The 20,980-nt window shown below is 40.5% G+C and carries 18 protein-coding genes; 6 read left to right on the top strand and 12 right to left on the bottom strand.

Features of this window, described 5'->3' with window-relative positions; all coding sequences use genetic code 11:
• Positions 1-220: 220 nt before the first annotated feature.
• The 4 genes from dapF to IAE20_RS08970 all read right to left on the bottom strand — a co-directional run bounded on the left by dapF (position 221) and on the right by IAE20_RS08970 (position 4,100).
• Positions 221-1,066, bottom strand: coding sequence for a diaminopimelate epimerase (dapF, locus tag IAE20_RS08985; protein WP_200460363.1), 846 nt, complete (start codon positions 1,064-1,066; stop codon positions 221-223).
• A gap of 3 nt (positions 1,067-1,069) precedes the next feature.
• A complete protein-coding gene (lysA, locus tag IAE20_RS08980) occupies positions 1,070-2,320 on the bottom strand; it encodes a diaminopimelate decarboxylase (RefSeq protein WP_200482195.1) in 1,251 nt (416 codons plus the stop codon).
• A 24-nt stretch (positions 2,321-2,344) separates the two neighbouring features.
• Positions 2,345-2,563 (bottom strand): LPS translocon maturation chaperone LptM, encoded by a 219-nt coding sequence (gene lptM, locus IAE20_RS08975; RefSeq protein WP_200482196.1) that lies wholly within the window; start codon positions 2,561-2,563, stop codon positions 2,345-2,347.
• A gap of 124 nt (positions 2,564-2,687) precedes the next feature.
• Complete coding sequence (locus IAE20_RS08970; RefSeq protein WP_200482197.1) at positions 2,688-4,100, bottom strand: amino acid permease; 1,413 nt, start codon at positions 4,098-4,100, stop codon at positions 2,688-2,690.
• 279 nt (positions 4,101-4,379) lie between these two features.
• Here IAE20_RS08970 and radA point away from each other — a divergent pair, with 279 nt between their 5' ends.
• Both radA and IAE20_RS08960 read left to right on the top strand, forming a co-directional pair.
• Positions 4,380-5,768 carry a DNA repair protein RadA gene (radA, locus tag IAE20_RS08965; RefSeq protein ID WP_200460367.1) on the top strand — a complete coding sequence of 463 codons (1,389 nt, stop codon included), beginning with the start codon at positions 4,380-4,382 and terminating at the stop codon, positions 5,766-5,768.
• A gap of 105 nt (positions 5,769-5,873) precedes the next feature.
• Complete coding sequence (locus tag IAE20_RS08960; RefSeq protein ID WP_200460368.1) at positions 5,874-6,878, top strand: Tim44 domain-containing protein; 1,005 nt, start codon at positions 5,874-5,876, stop codon at positions 6,876-6,878.
• A gap of 71 nt (positions 6,879-6,949) precedes the next feature.
• Here IAE20_RS08960 and epmA read toward each other — a convergent pair whose 3' ends face one another.
• The 6 genes from epmA to IAE20_RS08930 all read right to left on the bottom strand — a co-directional run bounded on the left by epmA (position 6,950) and on the right by IAE20_RS08930 (position 13,603).
• Positions 6,950-7,939 (bottom strand): EF-P lysine aminoacylase EpmA, encoded by a 990-nt coding sequence (gene epmA / locus IAE20_RS08955; RefSeq protein WP_200482198.1) that lies wholly within the window; start codon positions 7,937-7,939, stop codon positions 6,950-6,952.
• On the bottom strand, positions 7,936-8,997 hold the full coding sequence (locus tag IAE20_RS08950) for a 4-phosphoerythronate dehydrogenase (RefSeq protein WP_200482214.1): 1,062 nt from the start codon (positions 8,995-8,997) through the stop codon (positions 7,936-7,938). Before IAE20_RS08950 ends, epmA begins: the two co-directional genes overlap by 4 nt.
• 99 nt (positions 8,998-9,096) lie before the next feature.
• Positions 9,097-9,981: a class I SAM-dependent methyltransferase gene (locus IAE20_RS08945; protein WP_200460370.1), complete on the bottom strand. Its 885-nt coding sequence runs from the start codon at positions 9,979-9,981 to the stop codon at positions 9,097-9,099.
• A 107-nt stretch (positions 9,982-10,088) separates the two neighbouring features.
• Entirely contained in the window at positions 10,089-11,624 is a 1,536-nt protein-coding gene (locus IAE20_RS08940) for a flavin-containing monooxygenase (RefSeq protein WP_200482199.1), read from the bottom strand.
• A gap of 141 nt (positions 11,625-11,765) precedes the next feature.
• Entirely contained in the window at positions 11,766-12,593 is an 828-nt protein-coding gene (locus IAE20_RS08935) for an SDR family NAD(P)-dependent oxidoreductase (protein ID WP_200460372.1), read from the bottom strand.
• A gap of 47 nt (positions 12,594-12,640) precedes the next feature.
• Complete coding sequence (locus IAE20_RS08930) at positions 12,641-13,603, bottom strand: metal-dependent hydrolase (RefSeq protein WP_200460373.1); 963 nt, start codon at positions 13,601-13,603, stop codon at positions 12,641-12,643.
• A 382-nt stretch (positions 13,604-13,985) separates the two neighbouring features.
• Between IAE20_RS08930 and IAE20_RS08925 the strand changes: the two genes are divergently transcribed.
• Positions 13,986-14,603, top strand: a complete 618-nt coding sequence (locus IAE20_RS08925; protein WP_200460374.1) for a TetR/AcrR family transcriptional regulator — start codon at positions 13,986-13,988, stop codon at positions 14,601-14,603.
• A 7-nt stretch (positions 14,604-14,610) separates the two neighbouring features.
• Here IAE20_RS08925 and IAE20_RS08920 read toward each other — a convergent pair whose 3' ends face one another.
• Both IAE20_RS08920 and mhpT read right to left on the bottom strand, forming a co-directional pair.
• Positions 14,611-15,087 (bottom strand): MarR family winged helix-turn-helix transcriptional regulator, encoded by a 477-nt coding sequence (locus IAE20_RS08920; RefSeq protein WP_200460375.1) that lies wholly within the window; start codon positions 15,085-15,087, stop codon positions 14,611-14,613.
• 60 nt (positions 15,088-15,147) lie between these two features.
• Positions 15,148-16,374: a 3-(3-hydroxy-phenyl)propionate transporter MhpT gene (gene mhpT / locus IAE20_RS08915; RefSeq protein WP_200460376.1), complete on the bottom strand. Its 1,227-nt coding sequence runs from the start codon at positions 16,372-16,374 to the stop codon at positions 15,148-15,150.
• Positions 16,375-16,625: 251 nt separating this feature from the next.
• On the opposite strand from mhpT, the gene IAE20_RS08910 reads away from it, so the two are divergent.
• The 3 genes from IAE20_RS08910 to IAE20_RS08900 all read left to right on the top strand — a co-directional run bounded on the left by IAE20_RS08910 (position 16,626) and on the right by IAE20_RS08900 (position 20,934).
• Positions 16,626-17,465 carry a p-hydroxycinnamoyl CoA hydratase/lyase gene (locus tag IAE20_RS08910; protein ID WP_200460497.1) on the top strand — a complete coding sequence of 280 codons (840 nt, stop codon included), beginning with the start codon at positions 16,626-16,628 and terminating at the stop codon, positions 17,463-17,465.
• 35 nt (positions 17,466-17,500) lie between these two features.
• A complete protein-coding gene (locus IAE20_RS08905) occupies positions 17,501-18,952 on the top strand; it encodes an aldehyde dehydrogenase (RefSeq protein ID WP_200482200.1) in 1,452 nt (483 codons plus the stop codon).
• Between the two features lie 95 nt (positions 18,953-19,047).
• Positions 19,048-20,934 carry a feruloyl-CoA synthase gene (locus IAE20_RS08900; RefSeq protein WP_200482201.1) on the top strand — a complete coding sequence of 629 codons (1,887 nt, stop codon included), beginning with the start codon at positions 19,048-19,050 and terminating at the stop codon, positions 20,932-20,934.
• Positions 20,935-20,980: the final 46 nt, after the last annotated feature.

Genomic DNA, 20,980 nt, shown 5'->3' with positions numbered 1-20,980 from the left:
TCATCTGCTACTTTTTGAAGTAGGTTTCTCTAAATACTATTCCTTTGCCTTTGTATTCATTTGTTTTTATCCACTATTTCATTTTTTATTAAAAACATTATTTGTTATAAAAACATCAGTACATGATTAACAGCTACAAAATTTTTAATAGCAATAGACCGATAATTTATATCTTAAATTAAAATCAGAAAACTGGTTCTTTGGAACCAGTTTTCTATGTTTAGCCCTGAAAATAACGTAAATCCAGACGACCGTCATAAACTGTTGAAGTTGGTCCAGTCATCCAAACCACCTCACCTTCACGCCAGGCAATTTGCAGTTTGCCGCCTGCCAGTTCAACTTCAACCTCGTTGGCCAGTAAACCACGGCGCATACCACTGACCGCTGCAGCACAAGCTCCTGTACCACAAGCTAAAGTTTCACCCACTCCACGCTCGAAAACACGTAGACGTACATGTTTTTCATCAAGGATTTGCATAAAACCAGCATTCACTCGTTGCGGGAAACCAACATGGGATTCAACTTGTGGCCCTATAGTCGCTACATCCGCGGTCAAAATATCTGGCACGATAGTAACTGCATGGGGATTGCCCATATTGACAACATCGATTTTCAAGCTTTGTTCATGAGCAAGTTCTAGGGTATAAAGCGCTTCAAATTCCTCAGTGACAAACGGAATTTCATTCGGTAAAAACTTTGGAAACCCCATATTGACTCGAACCAAACCATTTAGCCCTAATTCAGGTTCAACAATACCCGCTTTAGTTTGTACTTTAATTTTGGTTTTATTGGTAAGTTGGCGATCATGCACAAAACGGGCAAAACAACGAACGCCGTTCCCACATTGCTCAACCTCGGAACCATCCGCATTGAAAATACGATATTTAAAATCAGCACTTGGAAAATCGGGTGGTTCAACAATGAGTAACTGATCAAAACCAATCCCGAAATGGCGATCTGCCATACGTTGAATGGTAGTAGTATCAAGATAGGCACGTTGACTAATCAAATCGACCACAACAAAGTCATTACCTAAGCCATGCATTTTTGTAAATTCAAGCAACATGTTTTACTCCTCAGGTAATAAACGTTCTTTATCCCACAATGATTCAATCGTTTCACGCTCACGAATCAGATGAACCTGATCTGCATTGACCATAACTTCAGCAGCACGACCGCGACTATTATAGTTTGAACTCATGACAAACCCATAAGCACCTGCACCAAGCACCGCCAATACATCATTGTCTTTTAATGCCAAAGTACGGTCTTTTCCAAGAAAATCACCTGTCTCGCAAATGGCCCCTACGATATCCCATACTTTTGCTTCAGCATCAGTATTGGCATCCACCGACTGAATATCCATCCATGCTTCATATAAAGAAGGACGAATCAAGTCATTCATGGCTGCATCAATAATCGCGAAATTACGATGGTTCGTTGGTTTAAGTAAATCAATTTTGGTGAGCAGTACACCAGCATTGGCACTGATACTACGTCCTGGCTCCATATACACTTTTAAACCAAGCTGTTGCAATGCAGGTTTCAATGCATCGGCATATTCTTCAACACTTGGTGGTGTTTCATCTTTATAGCAAACGCCTAAACCACCACCAATATCAATATGCTTGAGGTCAATACCCCGTTTTTTCAACTCCGTAATCATCATGATCACACGATCTAAAGCATCCACAAAAGGCTTAGTTTCTGTCAATTGTGAACCAATATGACAGTCTATTCCTACTACATCCAGATTCGCTAAAGAAGCCGCATATTGATAAGTTTCATAAACCGTATCACTTGGAATACCAAATTTATTTTCTTTTAATCCCGTTGAAATATAAGGATGAGTTTTAGCATCCACATCTGGATTAACACGTAAGGATATCGGTGCTTTTTTACCCAGTTTTGCTGCGACTTTTTGAATGCGATCAAGTTCCGCATAAGATTCGACGTTAAAACAAGCAATGCCAACCTGTAATGCCTTTTCAATATCTGCTTCTGATTTACCTAAACCAGAAAATACGATTTTGGCAGGATCACCACCCGCCGCCAACACACGTGCAAGCTCACCGCCCGTCACAATATCAAAACCCGCTCCAAGCTTGGCTAATACATTCAATACCGCAAGGTTTGAGTTTGACTTTACCGCAAAGCAGATTTGATGGTCGATAAAATCAAAAGCACGATCCATATCTAGATAATGTTTTTCAAAAGCTGCTTTTGAGTAAACATATAACGGTGTACCAAACTGTTCGGCAAGCTGAAGCAGTGAACATTGCTCAGCATGCAATATCCCTTGAATACGGGAGAAACTCATGAATGTATCCTTATCTTTGAGACGTTAAGGTGATGGGGTTGGTTCTGAAGCTGAAGACTCTTGTTTTACCTCAGTCGTATGTTGCTGTGCTTGATGCTCAGCATCCTTAGAGGAGTAAAGTAAATATTTGGCACGTTTGTCATAATTAGGATCAGAGGGTAACTGTAAAGCACCAGACTGCCCACAACCGACCAAAAACGTTCCTACAGACAATAAACCGATGTAGCAAATGACCTGACGCATCTGACCACCTATTTAAATAATTCGATCAAGTATACCGTGATCATCGTCATGACCAAAGCAAAAAAGTTTAGCGCTTTAATTTTGAAGTAAAAAAACGCCAGTCTGTGACTGGCGTTTTTTTCAATTAGTTATGGGCTTTTAATCGGGGTTTATAAAAACCAAAATACCCGATAATTAAAATTACAAACCAGATTGGACTGACCATCAAGGCTTTCATGGTATCAGGTTCGAGTGACAAGACATAAATCATGCTTACAAAGAAAATAATCACGACCCAACAGGTAGTCAACCCACCTGGCAATTTAAATGTCGATGCCGCATGTAACTCTGGACGCGTTTTGTAGTAACGCATATAGCTCCAGATAATCATCAGCCAAACACAGATAAATAAAATGGTGGATAAAGTTGTTGCGAGTGTAAATGCTTCAACTGTATTCGGCACAAAATATTGTAAAGCAGCGCCTAGCAACAAACACACTGTCGAAAAATAAAGGGCATTGGCAGGAACCTGACCTTTATTTAACGATCCAAAAGCTTTAGGGGCTTGATGTTCACGTGATAAGCCAAACATCATACGGCTCGTCGAGAAGACACCGCTGTTCATAGATGACATCACTGAAGACAATACCACTAGATTCATGATAATTGCCGCAGCCGCAATACCCGCCTGACTAAATAGGTTTACAAAGGGACTGACATTTGGATTAATATGATTCCACGGCGTCACAGACATGACCACTAATAACGCCAATACATAAAAAATAATGATACGAATTGGAATCGAATTGACTGCTTTAGGGAGGTTACGCGCGGGATCTTTGGTTTCAGCCGCCGTAGTACCAACCAATTCCACACCAACAAAGGCAAAAATTGCAATCTGGAAACCCGCCAGAAAACCTTCTGCTCCCGTCGGGAAGAAACCACCATTGGCCCATAAATGACTAAATGAAGCGATATCACCTGCTGTTGAAGTAAATCCTGTAAAAACCATCCACAAACCCACTGCGATCAATACCACAATCGCAGTAATTTTAATCATAGCAAACCAGAACTCAAGCTCACCAAAGAGTTTTACCGTCATGAGGTTTAGCCCCATGATGAATACAATGGCCGCAACACTGATCATTGCCCCTTCAGTAGGGCTAAAGGGCTGCCCATTATTAAAGAACTGTAAGTAATAAATAATGGCAGACAAATCTGCAATACCGATCGTGATCCAGCACAACCAGTATGTCCAGCCCACGAAATAACCTGCCCAAGGGCCAATTAAGTCAGTTGAAAAATCAATAAATGATTTATATTGAAGATTGGACAAAAGCAATTCACCAAGCGCACGCATGACGAAAAAAACCATTAATCCAATGATCATATAAATAAATAAAATAGAGGGTCCAGCCAAACTAATCGTTTTGCCCGACCCCATGAACAACCCTGTACCAATCGCACCGCCAATTGCAATCAATTGTAAATGACGATTGGATAAACTACGTGAGAGTTCACCTTCTCCAGAATGTGAACCAAAATTTTCATTTGACATTGTTTTTTTAAACTCTCAAATTTTGTTTTTTAAAATAAGCCTAAAACTATTTAAAACAAAAAAGTTTTTTAACTTATTGCTTCATTTTTCTTGATAAAAACGCCTATAAGATGCTTTTTTAGACATACTTACTCCATTTTTAAGCTGTAATTGAACTTCTTCCTGAGATTGCAGTTTACGTGCCAAACTATTTTTTGGCGATATTTTCCTACAAAATTTGTGTTTAAAGTTCTCAATTGTTACATTTCCCTGATTCATTAATTCCAAGATGCACTGAATATGAGCAAAGTTAAAACTGTTTATCGCTGTGAACAATGTGGTACAGATCACCCCAAGTGGGCAGGTCAATGCTCAGAATGCGGTGAATGGAATAGTTTGCTCGAAGTCCGTCTTGAACCTACTTCCTCACATCGCGGCAAACCTAAACTGGGCGGTTATGCAGGCCAAACCTCCACAGTCACGACATTAAATCAAATCTCTGTTTCGCATGAGACACGTGTTGCTACTGGCATTGGCGAGTTTGATCGAGTACTTGGTGGCGGGCTGGTCACTGGTTCAGTGGTGCTGATTGGAGGTGATCCCGGTATTGGTAAATCTACCATTTTGCTGCAAACCGCAACTTATATGGCAAGCAGTAATAGCTCCGCATTATATGTTACAGGTGAAGAATCATTATCTCAGGTGGCACTCCGTGCCCAGCGATTAGATTTACCAGCTAATAAACTCAAAGTCATGGCTGAAACCTGTGTAGAACGGATCTGTGAGATTTTGGCACAGGAGCGGCCTGCTGTTGCTATTTTAGATTCAATTCAAACCCTATATACGGAAACCCTGCAATCTGCTCCGGGTGGGGTTTCACAAATTCGTGAATCAGCTGCCTTACTGACTCGCTTTGCCAAACATAGTGGAACTGCCTTATTTATCGTGGGTCACGTTACAAAAGAAGGCGCTTTGGCTGGCCCGCGTGTACTTGAACATATGGTAGATTGCGTTTTGTATTTTGAAGGGCAATCAGATTCACGCTACCGTATGATTCGCGCAGTAAAAAACCGTTTTGGCGCAGTGAATGAACTGGGTGTTTTTGGTATGACTGACAAAGGGCTACGTGAAGTAGCTAATCCTTCTGCCATTTTTTTAAGTCGTTATGATGAAGCAATTCCTGGTTCTATCGTGATGATTAGTCGTGAAGGTACTCGCCCACTTTTGGTTGAAGTACAGGCATTGGTGGATGATGCACATGGTCAACCACGGCGGGTTGCTCTTGGACTTGAACAAAACCGCTTAAATATGCTACTTGCGGTCATGCATCGTCATGGAGGTGTACAAACCTCTGGTCAGGATGTTTACGTGAATGTAGTAGGTGGACTAAAAATTACCGAAACAGGTTCTGATTTAGCGGTGCTACTGGCCTGTGCGTCTAGTTTACGCGGAAAAGCTTTACCGCAACAGCTTGCGGTATTTGGCGAAGTAGGACTATCTGGTGAAATCCGTCCTGTTCCAAATGGTCAGGAACGTCTCAAAGAAGCAGCAAAACATGGCTTTAAATATGTAATTTTACCCAGAGGGAATGCACCACAAAAAAGTATCGATGGCGTACAGGTCATTGCAGTGGCGCGTTTACATGAGGCACTGAGTGAAGCTCTACAATTAAGTGAAGAGTTAAACTAAAGCAACCGATATGATTTGACATAAAAAATATATTTTTATTATTGAAATTCATGAAAAAAGACTGCATAAATACATTTGTAAATTGATTTTATATAGGAATTTTCGATGGAAGTACGACAGCGTGGTTTATTAGCAGGTATTTTGATGGCTGCTTTGGTGGTTGCTCCTCTTGCTGAAGCAAAACGTGCAGGTGGTGGCAAAAGCCATGGTATGTCACGTTCAGCAGCCCCAAGCCAGTCTTATCAACAGCCTCGCCAAGTGACTCCTGCACCGCAAACAGCACCTGCTGGTACACCTCAGCGTTCTGGTCCTGGTGTTGGTTCAATGGTTGCTGCGGGTGTTGCAGGTGCTGCTGTGGGTGCCGTTGCTGCCAATGCGCTGGCGGATGACCGTCATTCAACTTCACCTGAACAGCAGGCAACACAACAGGATGCAGCAGCTCAGGCACAGGCTCAAGAAGAGAAAAAGAGTGGCATTCCTGGCTGGATCTGGATTGTCTTGATTGCAGCGATTGCTTTCTTTATTTTCCGTCGTTTCAGCAATAAACAAAAAGTTGCTGCGAATAATCCATTTGCGCCAAACAATGCTGGAGGCTCAACTCCATTTGGACAAAATACCACAACCACTCGTTCTTCAACGGGTGATAACACGAATATCTTCGGACAAAGTGTAGGTGGCAGTTCAAATGCAGCGCCAACTTCTGCACCATTTGGTAGTGCTTATACCAACAGTGGCAATCAGCTTCCTGATGGTACTGAACCTGCAACATTCTTGCGTATCGCGCGCCAGCGTTTTAATCATATTCAATCGGTAAACTCTGCGAGCAATATTGAAGAGATTCGCCGTTATTTAACTCCAGATCTTTATACTTCCATGTATAACGATATCATGGCGAATCAAGATCAAGATGTGGCTGAATTCAGCAACCTGAATGCGATGGTTATTGATAGTAACACTGAAAATGGTCAGTATGTGGTCAGCGTACGCTTTACAGGTACGGTTAGTGAAGACTTAAATAGCCAGCCACAGCCATTCTCTGAAATCTGGCATTTTGTTAAACCTGCGGGTTCACAGCAAGACTGGTTAGTGGGCGGAATTCAACAAGACTAACTCTATATTTAAAAATAAGCCGCCATGATGCGGCTTATTTTTTGGTCGGTTTTTGAGGATGAGATGAAATATTACGCAATTGTCGCAGGAAAAGCGATCACCTGATCAATCCGCATTTGACGTGTCGCGATCATCAATAAACGGTCAATCCCAAGAGCAATACCCGAACAAGCGGGCATATTCGGTAAGGCCGCCAATAAATATTCATCCAGCGGCATTTGGGGTAAACCTTGATGCTTACGTTCAAGATTATCTGCGTCAAAACGCTGTCTTAACGTTTGCGCATCCAATAACTCATCATAGGCATTGGCTAATTCCAGACCTTCGATATAAAGCTCAAAACGTGCAGCAACTTGCTCTCCATCCTCATCTATTCGTACTTTGGCTAAAGACGCCATTTCAGGCGGAAAATCAGTTAAAAATACTGGCGTGTCAAACCCTAGACTTGGCTCGACAAAATGTGAAAAGAGTAAATCCATGTAAGCCAAACGATCATCACCTAAGTCCAGAGTTAAGCCAACACGTTGAGCGGTGTTTTTTAGTTGCTGTAAACTTGCTTGTAAAGGATTAATCTCCAGACGATCCTGAAATGCATGTTTATAACTTAGAATCATGGGGCGAATATCATCAAAACGGTGTCTTAAGCAACTTTGTAATAAATCCGCAGTTTCATGCATTAAGTCTTTTAAATCAAACTCAGGACGATACCATTCCAGCATGGTAAATTCGCTATTATGTTTACGCCCGTGTTCATCATCACGAAATACTTTACAGATCTGATAAATAGATCCGCTTCCACTCGCCAGCAGACGCTTCATGGCAAACTCTGGCGAAGTTTGTAAGTATTGAAGACGCTCTTTTCCTTCAATACAACGTAATGCACGTACGGAAGCTAGATGTACATCAGTCACCCCAGCCTGAGAAATAATCGGGGTTTCAACCTCCATTACATCACGTTTAGCGAAAAAATCACGAATCGTTTGATACAGTCTGGCGCGCGCTTTGAGTGCGTCCATGGAGCAAGTTGGCTGATAACAATTTAAACCTGAGAGTTGACTCATGCCAAAGGCCCTCCATGCGCTGCCCATTCACGACGCAGTGGATATTCTTTTCTTAATCGATCAAAGGCCTGTTGATCAACTTTTCCCTCTTTGACACAGGCTCGTAAATTTTGATCATCACGCTGAATATCATAAATGTCTGAAAGATAGCGTTGTAGGACCTGTTTCAATGATAAATCTTTAAAATATGGTTCACAAAGAGGAAGTTGTGATTCAAACTGCTTCTCGGCTTTAAAACCAAAATGCTGACAAAAGGCCTGATACACCATTTGAGTGCCTCGTGCTTTACCTTCCAAACTGTAACCTGCAATATGCGGTGTAACCAAACCAACTAAATCCAGCAATTGTGCTGAAATTAATGGCTCATGTTCAAATACATCTAGCGCCACTTGACGTTTTGTTTTCTGAATGTCATTCATCAAAGCAAGTTCTTCCACCACAGGCCCACGTGCACTGTTGATCAAAATCGTATCTCGTGGCATTGCTCGCAGACTCTGTTCATTAAATAAATGATAAGTTGGATAATCGCCTGCTTTTGTCAAAGGAATATGGATTGAAATAGCATGGCTATCTTGCAATAATTTTTCAAATGAGACATTTTCAATATAATCAAGCTGCACATAAGGGTCATAACCTATTACACGCCAGTCTAATAATTTCGCCATCGTTGCCAGACGACGTCCAACATTCCCTAGACCAACGATACCCAGTGTAATTTGTTGGTGTAATAATTCAGGTTTTAAATGTAATAAAGCGGTAATGACATATTCTGCTACAGCCTGTGCATTACATCCTGGTGCATTGGTCCATGTAATACCCTGTTGCTCTAGTGCAGTAATATCCATATGGTCTGTTCCAATGGTCGCACTCCCCACAAACTTTAATGGAGTCTGGTCAATCAAGGCATGATTTACTTGAGTTACAGATCGAATAATTAAGGCATCTGCATCTTTGACATCTTTGTGCTGTAAATGACGGCCACCCCGATGTTCAACTTTGCCAAATTCAGAAAAAAAATAATCAGTAAATGCCAGATTTTCATCTGCAATAATATTCATGCGCTGTCCCAGTAACTCACTGGTATTCATCATAACGCGTCACTCGGCAAGTGACTACGTCACATCTTTATAAATTGCATTTTTTAAATCAATCTGTGTTTACTCCCTTCCTGATACAAGTATCAGATGCAACATATGGGTTGCCGTTGTATGTTTGATATGGTCTGGACGGGCATAAAAATAACGTTGCGATAGTTCATCACCTGATAAATCCTCAAGTACCTGAAAGCCCATTTGATCAACAAAACGATGTAATTCTGATGAATTAAATTGCCCCTTCAAAGGCTCTCTCAAGATTTTTGTGAATTGAGCAACAGCTTGAGTACCAATTTTTTCAATACCTTGTAGTTGCTTAAAATCAATCGAATAATCCAGCACAATTTCACTTTGAGGCACTGCAAAACCAGCAATACTTTCTAAAGTTTGTAAGGTAGTTTCCGGTTGTAAATAATGTGTTGTACCCAGCCATGAATAAAAAGCAGGATGGTCTTGGCTGTAACCACTTCTTAATAAAGCGTGTGCCAAAAACTCTTTTTCAAAATCAATGGCTACAAATTCGACATTTGCAGGAATATCACCAAGCTGTTTTAATTTTTGTATTTTTAAACGCTGAGTATCGGGATGATCGACCTCAAAAATTTTTAAATCCGGATAACGCGCCGCCTGACGCAAAGCAAATGAGTCTAGCCCTGCTCCAACCAACACATATTGATCGATTCCTTTTTCAATCGCTTGTTGTAATTGATCTTCGGCATAACGGGAACGTCCTACCACCTGAGCAGTCAATAGCCCCAACGTTCGATTAAGTGGTGGTGAGTTAAATAGCCTATTCATCAAAGGTAACTTTAATAAAGCTTTCCAGCCTTTGCTGGTCATCTCAAAAGCGTAAGCATCAGCAAAAATTGGATCAGGAGAGAATAAATAATGATTAGCACGTAATGCCGCAGCGGCTTCGGCAGTACGGCTGGACTGTCCTTGTTTCATGTCATATTCCTTTGAAAACTGAAAATCAAATAAAAACGGGCATCAAAATAAAAGCAGTCAATTGAAAAACAATAGACTGCTATATGTGTTGAATATAAACCAGAAAATTAAGCGTCTACTTTACTTTCACTCACTGTAGTTTGATAACTAACGTCATAATCTCGCAAGTTCAATGTTTTCAAACGCTGTTTTAATTTTTTCAGTGACCAAGGCCATGCTGCAAAATTGCGTCCGTTAGCATCCAGATAATAGCTCTTACAACCACCCGCGTTAAATACAGTCGTTTTTAAATGCTTCTGTACCAATTCGTTATGTGCATGTATCACCTGCGGTTTAATGGTTAGTTTGGCAATATTGTGTTTTTTGATTTTTTGTAAACCATCAATAATGTAGTCAAGTTGTGCTTCCGCTAAACCAATAAACGAATCATAAACCAATACATTTGGCCCTAGTACCAAGAAAGCATTGGGCACATTTTCAATATTTGTCCCTAAATAAGCTTCTGGAGAACTATGTTTCCACAGGTCATTTAAACATTCGCCTTTATCATTATAAACACGACGACCAATCGGTGGATGGGACACTTCAAAGCCAGTTCCCCAAATAATGACATCAACTTCATGACGTTCACCATTGGCAGAAATGACGGTATTGCCTTCGACTTTGACCAAACCATGAGGAATCAAATGGGTATTTTCAGCTTGTAAGGCAGGATAATAATTGTTAGCAAACAATAAACGTTTACAGCCAATAGTAAAATCAGGCGTCACCGCTTTAAGTAATTCTGGATCGTTGACCTGAGATTTTAATACCTGTTTAAACAATTCCCCTACAGGCTTTAGTACAGCAGGGTTACGCAAACCAAAGTTAATCGCATTCAGTGATTGTGCGACGGTTTTACGCCACGTCGACTGAATCACAGGAAATTTTTCAATGACAGACTTACCAAACTCACCAAGTTCCATATCTGGTTTTGGCACAACCCAAGGTGCCGTACGCTGGAAAACAAACAGTTCTTTGGCCAAGGGTTGAATTTGTGGCACAAACTGAATGGCAGAGGCGCCCGTACCAATCACGGCAATACGTTTACCCGTTAAATCATAAGCGTGATTCCATTTGGCGGAATGAAACATTTCACCTTTAAATGTTTCAATTCCATCCAGTTTAGGGATTTGTGCTTCGGTAATTGGACCCGTTGCAAAAACTACGCTACGAGAAAGATACTGACCTTTATTGGTATCAAGTATCCATACATTACGTTCGTTATCCCACGCTGCTTTTTCCAGTTCTGTCTCAAATTCAATTTTTTCATGAACATTAAATTTGTGACTGACATCTTCTAGGTAGTTTAAAATTTCAGGTTGACGCGCAAATAAATGACTCCACTTAGCACTTGGAGCAAAAGAATAAGAATACAGCGCTGAAGGGACATCGCAGCCACAACCCGGATATGTATTTTCACGCCATGTGCCACCTACGCGCCCGGCTTTTTCAATGATTTTGTAATTGGTATAACCCACCTGATCAAGTCGAATCGCAGCTGCAATTCCTGAAATACCTGCACCCACAATAAAAGCATCGTAAATGTGTTGCGGTAAGGCTTTGCTTTCAGCTGAGTTTAATTTTTTTGCTTGAGCTGTCATCAGAATATCCTATCTATTTCTATCTGTACTTGTTAATTTGCCTACTTTTATTCAAGGTCATTCATGTGGTTGATACATCGTAGTTTATGAACCACGTTTACAGGTATCTCATTTGGCAAACGACTTTAAATTTTCTCAGGCTTATTTCATTAATCTGTACGAAGTCCCTAAAAATTTTGCATATAGATTTGGTGCTGCACGTTTCATCAACCAGAAAAGTTTGGCATCAATCTGGGGAATGGTGTAAAGCTTGTTTCGATCCAATCGATCGAGCGTCAGCTTTGCCACTTTATCACTAGTAGTAAACGCCAGATTCGTCAGTGCATAATCCAGAATTCCTTTGTGAGGTACTTTGCCATTTTTAATAATGTTGGTGGGCACCAACGTCGGACATAAAACATTGACTTTAATGTCAAACTTTTTAAGTTCGGCAGATAGTGTTTCTGATAATGCCCGAACCCCTGCCTTGCTGACGTTATACACCGTCATTTCTGGTGCAGCGGTATAAGATGCTGCGGATGCAACATTAATAATGGCGCCATGACCCAATTGTTTAAACTTCGGTACAAAGGTGCGACAACCATGAATGACTCCCCATAAATTGACATCCATACACCATTGCCAATCTTCTATCGTCATTTCATCAAACTTACCACCTAAACCGATGCCCGCATTATTGATTACCAGCGTCACTGGGTTTTGCATTAACTTTTCGGCCTGTTCAGCCAGTTTCACGACCTGTTCCGCCTTGCCCACATCGCATTGCACTGAAAATGCAGTAGCACCGAGTTGTTCGATCAGATTAACAGTTTCTTTAGCTGCATCCAGATTGATATCCGAACACACTACAGTACCACCACGACGAGCAAGTTCTAGTGCAAAACTACGACCGATTCCGCTGCCTGCACCTGTTACAACCGCATAAGCCTGTTGACTTGGCTTTTTATTTTTACGACCCAATAATTTCATAAGCTGTTCCCTTTTAACTCAGCCGATTGACTGAACATCATCCTTGCTTAGTGACGTAATGGTGGCGTAAATGTTTTAACCAGATAAGGCGCAATAGCTCCACCTTCTGACAGCAGTTTATCTTTGTAATATTCAAGATAAGCGGTTGTATCATGATCATCCGGATGAAAATCTGGACGTAAGTAATCAAAGATTTGCCCCATCGTGCTTCCAAATACTCCATCTTTTGGACTGAAAATCAAGCTCACACCGCGACTCGCATCTTTCCAAAACTTTCGAGTCAACATATCTTTCGGCTTGCGTAGCATCGGAACAAAAAGAGTGGAAAATGGGATCAGGCCTAAAATTGTACCAAATGCAATAAAAAAGCCTGCTGCCCGTAGTGGATAATTGCCATTCAATAACTGGTAAACATCATAGGCAATATCTTTATGTTCTGACTCTTCCAACATATGCCACATCCACATAGCACGTGTTTTAGCATCATCTGAATAATAAAAATTCTTTTCATGCTTCATCATGTATTCGGCCAGTACAGCAGTAAAATGTTCAATTCCAGCCATCATGGAAAGCTTTAAAGGTTGTGGAAATTTTAAGAAAATATTTTCAAAGAATTTTTCACCCAAAAACCGATATAAAGCGACAGGATAGTTAATCGCTTCATGAGCAATAGCATCATTAAATTCATTATGTAATTTAGAATGAATGGCTTCTTGTCCAATAAGTGAAGTTACGCGCTGTTTCAAAATTGGATCTTTTACCATATCACGATGAAAACGCGCAGTTTCAATCACCAAATCTTCACCATAAGTCAAAAATACAGAAAGTGTGGCGAAAAAAATCGTAGCAAACTGATTATTCATATAAAATGAAATATCAATTTCTTGACCTTCAAATCCAATCGCCAGATGACGAATAGGAATGGTTTGTTTTTGAGAATAATCAGATAATTCAAATTTTGGCGTGGATTTGAAAGCTTGGACTGATTTTTTTACTACTGTCGTAATCATGGCGACACCTTCTTAAAGCATTCAATCATGTAAACCGAAATATTGTTCACACTTCGAGGACAGTTTCATGCTAATCTGATCTCATGTTCGGATTCAATTCGGGTCTAAATTTTCCAAATCACCATAAAAGAGTCAACTCTTCCCACCTCGCCATTAAAACCATTCAAATATAATTATTTGTTTTTACTAAGTATAAATAAATATATTGGCAAAAAATAATATAAATAATGACACTTTAAGCAAATGACATTATTTATTTATTTTTCTCTAAAAAATTAAGTTAAATAAACAATTTCACCTGTTCGGATTTATGTTTTTTAATTTGGTGAATATGGCCTGACATGATAACTTGAACTAATATTCGGATTTTAAGGATTCAACGTTGAGCACACGTAAACCACGCCAGACTCGCGCTAAAGTCACGGTTGACACCATTATTGAAGCAGGTTTTATTTCTGTTGCATTACATGGCACCAGCGGTACGACTACCCGACATATTGCAGATATTGCAGGGGTGAGTGTTGGCTCATTGTACGAATACTTTAAAAACAAAGAAGAAATCTATGATGCAATGGCACATTCTTTTGTGCAGGAGATTTTGGACATGATTCAGAATCTTACCCCCATCATTATGAATATGGATCTCGAATCGGTTATTGAGCTTATCTTTTATACTTTTCGCGACTTACTGACCCAAAATAATGAACGTTATTTGCTTTGCTTACGTTATGCCAGTGAGCTGAAATATGACAAATATATCAACCAGATTGAACGTGAGTTGATGAATATCGTTATGAAATACATGATGCATAATCCCAAATATCTTAAAGTCAATAATTTAGCCGTGACCGCATACGTTAGTATCAATAGTGGAATTTTTAATATTGCCCGACATTTGATTTTGCCCAATCCCTACATCACTTTTGATGAGCTAGTGCAAGGTTTAAAAACCATGATTATGAGCTATATCAACGTCGAACTGGCTAAAAGTGAACGCTAGTCCAACTTTAGGATTCGTCTATTATTGCAGGAGTTGTGCTTAGGTTTTTCACCATAATTTCTAGATTATTGCGAATTAAGTAAGCCAAATTAATATCTATGCCCTGCAACATTTGGCGTTCCACTTTTTCAACCACATGATTACATTCTGCTAACTTTGCCAGACCTTTAGGGGTCACCGTCAACAGAATACGACGACCATGAGTTGGATCTGGTGTTTTTTCAATCCAGTCATTGGCCAACAAGTCTTGTAAAATTTTATTGGCAGATTGAGGTTTGATAAAAGAACGCTCTGCCAGCTTGGCATTAGATAAGTTCGGTTTAGCTGCCAAAACCGATAAAGCAGTAAATTGAGGTAAGCTAATATTTAAATCTTTTAGACATTCTGTGAGATGTTTACTAATGATTCGATCCACACGAGCGATCATATAGCTGAGTCTAGGTTCATCTTCTCGTTTTTTTTCAATTGAATTTGAGTTTCGCATAGGCTTTTATCATCAGAATTAAAAAAAGTATGAAGCCCTGCTCCATACTTTTTATTTCACTTAAGTGGTACTTTGGCTATGTGCTAACTGTACTGCCTGTTTAGGCTTTCTGACAAGCAGTAAGGCTGAAATTGCAGCAATCAAAATCACAGGGATACTTGAGCCTATTACAATCGTGGCACTTTGCCCCAGTGATAACAGAAATCCTGCAAACAATGGACCTGCAAATGAACCGATTCGTCCAATTGCAACAGCAGCCCCGACCCCAGTGCCACGCATTTCAGTGGGATAATACATTGCAGCCAATCCATAAAGTGCAGATTGACCACCTACAATAAATAAACCACACCCCACAGCAGAAAGTGCCAATAAGGCAACCGTTGGAGAAATTGATAAACAGCAAAGCGCGACCAAAATACCCGCGTAAATAAATTTAATAACGCTCCCCATACGCATCTTATCCAGTAACATACCCATGAGAATGGATCCAAAAATTCCGCCTACGTTGTAACCCATTTGCACGTAGTTGGCTTCTAATTTGGAAAGTCCTTGCGCACCCATCAGCAGCGGTAGCCAGTTCAATAGGAAATACAAAACTACCAGCGTACAAAAGAAACTGACCCAGATTTGAAGAGTCGACATACGTCTTTCTTTGGCAAATAACACCTCGAAAAAAGGAGTAGGTGTTTGTGTCTTTTGTTGCAAATAACTTTTAGACTCTGGTAGATACTTCATGAGTAGTGGAATTAATAGAATGGGAGCAATACCACCCACATAAAAAATATGTCGCCATTCGCTATCACCTGCCAATAACATAGCAACCACTGAAGTGAGTAGACCGCCAAAAGGAATGCCACTGTACATAATACTAACCGCAGTTGCTTTTCGATTTTCAGCAACAGCTTCTGAAGCCAAAGTAATCATCATTGGTAAAGCCCCACCCATGCCCAAACCTGTAAAAAAGCGAATGAGTAAAAGTAAGCTATAATTTTCGGCGTAGGCAGTAAGTAAAGACATTACACCAAAGATTAAAATGCTAATAATCAAAATCTTCTTACGGCCAATAATATCAGCCAATCGCCCACCAATAATGGCACCCGGCAAAGTTCCAATAATGGCTGCACTAAATGCCCACGCCATTTGTGCATTGTCCAGCATAAACTCTGCGCGCATGCGCGGTGCTGCCACGCCCATTGATTGAAGATCAAAACCTTCAAAGATTGCAATTGCAAAACACAGTAGTAACGTCAGCTTCGCCCTTCCTGACGGATGTAGTACTTTATCCATAGTCCTTTCCTTATTTAGACCAGATTTCCATGACATTTTTTATTGTGTAGTGTTGTTACAACACTCTTAAAATATCAGTTAAGCTTATAAAAAAATCAATACCATTTTACTAATAATTTTAAATTAAATATTTTTATTTATAATTTTCAATTAAATATAAAAAAATTTAATTATTTTGCAAAAAACACTTGAATGTAAGTTTAACTGATATTAAATTAAATCCAGAGCAGCACAAATGTCATTTAAGGAGAATACACATGACATACGAAAAACGTTGGGAAACCGTTGATGTACAATTAGAAAATGGCATTGCATGGGTGACTTTAAACCGTCCTGAAAAGAAAAATGCCATGAGTCCGACCCTCAACCGCGAGATGATTGATGTACTTGAAACGCTAGAACTTGATCAAAATGCCAGAGTTTTAGTCTTAACAGGTGCAGGTGATTCATGGACTGCGGGAATGGATTTAAAAGAATACTTTCGTGAAGTGGATACACAACCCGAAATTTTTCAGGAACGTATTCGTCGTGACTCTTGCCGCTGGCAGTGGCAATTACTCAGAATGTATTCAAAACCAACGATTGCCATGGTCAATGGTTGGTGTTTTGGCGGTGGCTTTTCTCCACTAGTAGCATGTGATCTAGCAATAGCGGCCGATGAGGCGACTTTTGGTTTGTCTGAAATTAACTGGGGCATTCCACCCGGTAATCTTGTAAGTAAGGCAATGGCAGATACTGTGGGTCACCGTGCATCATTGTATTACATCATGACCGGTAAAACTTTTAGTGGGAAAGAAGCCGAACAAATGGGACTGATTAACAAAAGCGTTCCTTTGGCCCAACTTAAAGCAGAAGTCACAGAACTGGCAAATTGCCTACTTGAGAAAAACCCAGTCGTACTGCGTACTGCTAAAAATGGCTTTAAGCGTTGTCGTGAACTTACATGGGATCAAAACGAAGACTATTTATATGCCAAACTGGATCAATGTATCCATCGTGATACCGAAGGCGGACGTCAGGAAGGATTGAAACAATTCTTGGACGAAAAATCGATTAAACCGGGTTTACAGAGCTATAAGCGTACTGGTTAACTTCTGATTTTATCGGCTATGTAAGGACACAACCCATGCAAAATGTACAGTTACTCATTCACGGTCAATCCCTTGATGCATCTAATCGGGCAAGCTTTAAACGCATTAGCCCCATTGATGGTCAAGTCGCAAGTGTGGCGGCAGCTGCAACACTTGAGGATGTTGATCGTGCGATCGAATCAGCACAGCAAGCTTTTCAAGTTTGGTCAAAACTTTCCCCAACTGAGCGTCGTTTACGTTTATTAAAAGCGGCAGATTTAATGGATCAACATAGTGATCAGTTTATTCAGATAGGGATGCAGGAAACAGGTTCAACTGCAACATGGTATGGGTTTAATGTGCATCTTGCAGCCAATATGCTCCGTGAAGCTGCTGCCATGACCACGCAGATTGACGGTAGTCTGATTCCTTCTGATGTACCGGGAAATCTGGCGATGGGCATTCGAGTTCCTTGTGGTGTGGTGGTTGGAATTGCACCTTGGAATGCACCGGTAATTTTGCCGACTCGTGCTTTGGCGATGCCATTGGCTTGCGGTAATACTGTGGTACTAAAAGCATCTGAAGCTTGCCCTGCAACGCATCGTTTAATCGGACAGATTTTATATGAAGCGGGTCTAGGCGATGGCGTAGTCAATGTCATTACCCATGCACCAGAAGACGCACCTCAAATTGTACAACGCTTAATTGAGCACCCTGCAGTAAAACGAATTAATTTTACGGGTTCAACTAAAGTAGGAAAAATTATTGCCGAAACAGCGGCAAAATATCTAAAACCTGTGTTACTTGAACTTGGGGGTAAAGCGCCAGTTATCATTTTAAATGAAGCCCATTTAGATGAAGCAGTCAATGCAGTTGCCTTTGGTGCTTTTTTCAATCAGGGCCAGATCTGCATGTCCACTGAACGGGTTTTGGTTCAAGATGGTATAGCTGATCAATTTATAGAAAAACTGATTGCAAAAACACAATCACTGAAAGCGGGTAATCCAACAGTTCAAAACAATGTGTTAGGTGTGTTAGAAAGTCAACGTGCCGCTGAGCGTATTCAGCATTTATTAGACGATGCTCAAAGTAAAGGGGCCGATTTACCATTGGGTATTCAGATTGATGACACTACAATGCAACCGACCTTGGTGCTCAACATTCAGCCAGAGATGCTGCTGTATCGTGAAGAGTCGTTTGGCCCCGTATGTACAGTCCAACGCTTTCATACCCTTGAAGAAGGCATTGCACTGGCCAATGACAGTGAATTTGGCTTGTCATCGGCGGTCTTTAGTCAAAATTTTGCTGAAGCGTTTGAGGTTGCCAAGCAGATTGATTCAGGAATTTGTCACATTAATGGCGCAACCGTGCATGATGAAGCACAAATGCCATTTGGTGGAACTAAATCCAGCGGTTATGGACGTTTTGGAAGTAAGGCTTCCATTGCCGAATTTACCGAGTTGAGATGGATTACTGTGCAAACTCAATCACGTCATTATCCGATCTAAAGGTTAATTTAACTTGAGCGGTTAAATGACAACAATAAACTTTTAATAAAAATTGCATGATGCAAAAACAAGCGCAGTAATGCGCTTTCCACGGAGTGAAAGAAATGCAAATGAATGCCACTCAATCACAAGACCGCGAACGGTTGGTTAAACTTGGATCACACGATATCACTTATAGATATCAAGATCAGGTACTTTATATTGAGCCTAAAGAACAGTTAAAACCTTATCCACAAAAATTAACTGATCGGCTGATTCATTTTGCCAAGACTCAACCTGAGCACATTTTCGCAGCTAAACGCAATGCTGAAGGGCAATGGATCAAACTAAGTTATGCCGACACCTTACAACGTGCATGGCACATTGCACAGGCATTACACCGACGCAATTTAAATCAGGAACGGCCTCTACTCATTCTATCGGGAAATGATCTTGAGCATCTAACACTGTCAATGGGTGCTATGTTAGCGGGTGTTCCCTTTTCTGCTATTTCCCCTGCTTATTCTTTAATTTCTCAAGATTTTGGCAAGCTCAAACATATCTTTGAGGTTCTCACGCCGGGCATGGTTTATGCGAGTGATGGGCAAACTTTTGCCAAAGCCATCCAAGCGTGCGCAACATCCGATATAGAAATTATCACGAATACGGGCATTGTGGGACAACAGCAATGTACCTCTTTTCAATCTTTACTCGATACTCCTGTTACCGATGTTCAGGAGTTTTATCAAACACTTGATGAACACCAAATTGCCAAATTTTTGTTTACTTCTGGTTCAACCAAATTACCTAAAGCTGTACCAACCACGCATTTAATGCTGTGTGTAAATCAGCAGATGTTATTACAAACTTTTCCAGAGTTTGAGAAAACACCGCCTGTATTACTGGATTGGTTATCTTGGCATCATACCTTTGGCGGAAGTCATAATGTTGGCATCGCTCTTTATAACGGGGGCACTATTTATATTGATGATGGAAAACCCGTTGCAGGTAAGTTTGATGAAACCATTCGCAATCTAAAGGAAATCTCCCCTACTGTATATTTTAATGTACCTAAAGGTTGGGAGGAACTGACCGAAGCCCTAGAGAAAGATGCAGAACTTCGTGATCGTTTCTTTGCCCGAGTGAAAATTTTATTCTTTGCTGGCGCAGCTTTATCAGAAGCAGGCTGGAATCGTCTAGATAAAATTGCTCAGGCGCATTGTGGGGAAAAAATAAGGATTATGAGCGGGTTAGGCATGACTGAAACTGCTCCGTCCTGTGCATTTACAACAGGACCACGTGTCATGGCGGGCTTTATTGGTTACCCTGCACCCGGCTGTGAAATCAAACTAGTACCTCATGGTGACAAACTAGAATTCTGTGTGCGTGGTCAACATGTAATGCGAGGTTATTGGCGTTTAAAATCTGATCAGCAAAGCACCATATTTGATGACGAAGGTTTTTTCCATACAGGTGATGCGGTACGTCTGGTCGATCCAACGGATCCAACTCAGGGACTAATGTATGACGGCCGCATTGCTGAGGACTTTAAGCTTAATACGGGTACTTTTGTCAACGTCGGAACCTTACGCAATAAAGTACTCATTCAGGGTAACCTACTGGTTCAGGATGTCTGTATTACGGGTTCAAATTTGAGTGCTATTGGTTTCCTCATTTTTCCAAAACTGGATGCATGTGCCCAATATGCTGGTCTTAATATACAAGCCCACAGTACTCAAGAAATTTTAAAACATCCAAAGGTACAACAATGGTTCCGTCAATTTTTATTGAATTTTAATAAAGATGCGACGGGTAGCTCCAATCGAGTATCCATGCTGTATTTGATGACTGAACCACCACAACTGGATTCAGGAGAAATCACCGATAAAGGTAATCTGAATCAAAGCAATATTACCAAGCGACGAGCGGACTTAATTGATGAACTTTATCAAAAGCAAACGGACAATCCTTTAATTCTTCGGATTCCTGTCTTAAATAACTAAACAACTGAAATAAAATAAAAAAGTTCAAATTTATTTTTGAGCTTTA

The organism is Acinetobacter sp. S54 (genome assembly GCF_016624945.1).
GTDB lineage: Bacteria > Pseudomonadota > Gammaproteobacteria > Pseudomonadales > Moraxellaceae > Acinetobacter.
Note: the sequence above shows the minus strand (reverse complement) of the source record. Positions and strands in the feature narration are given on the sequence as shown.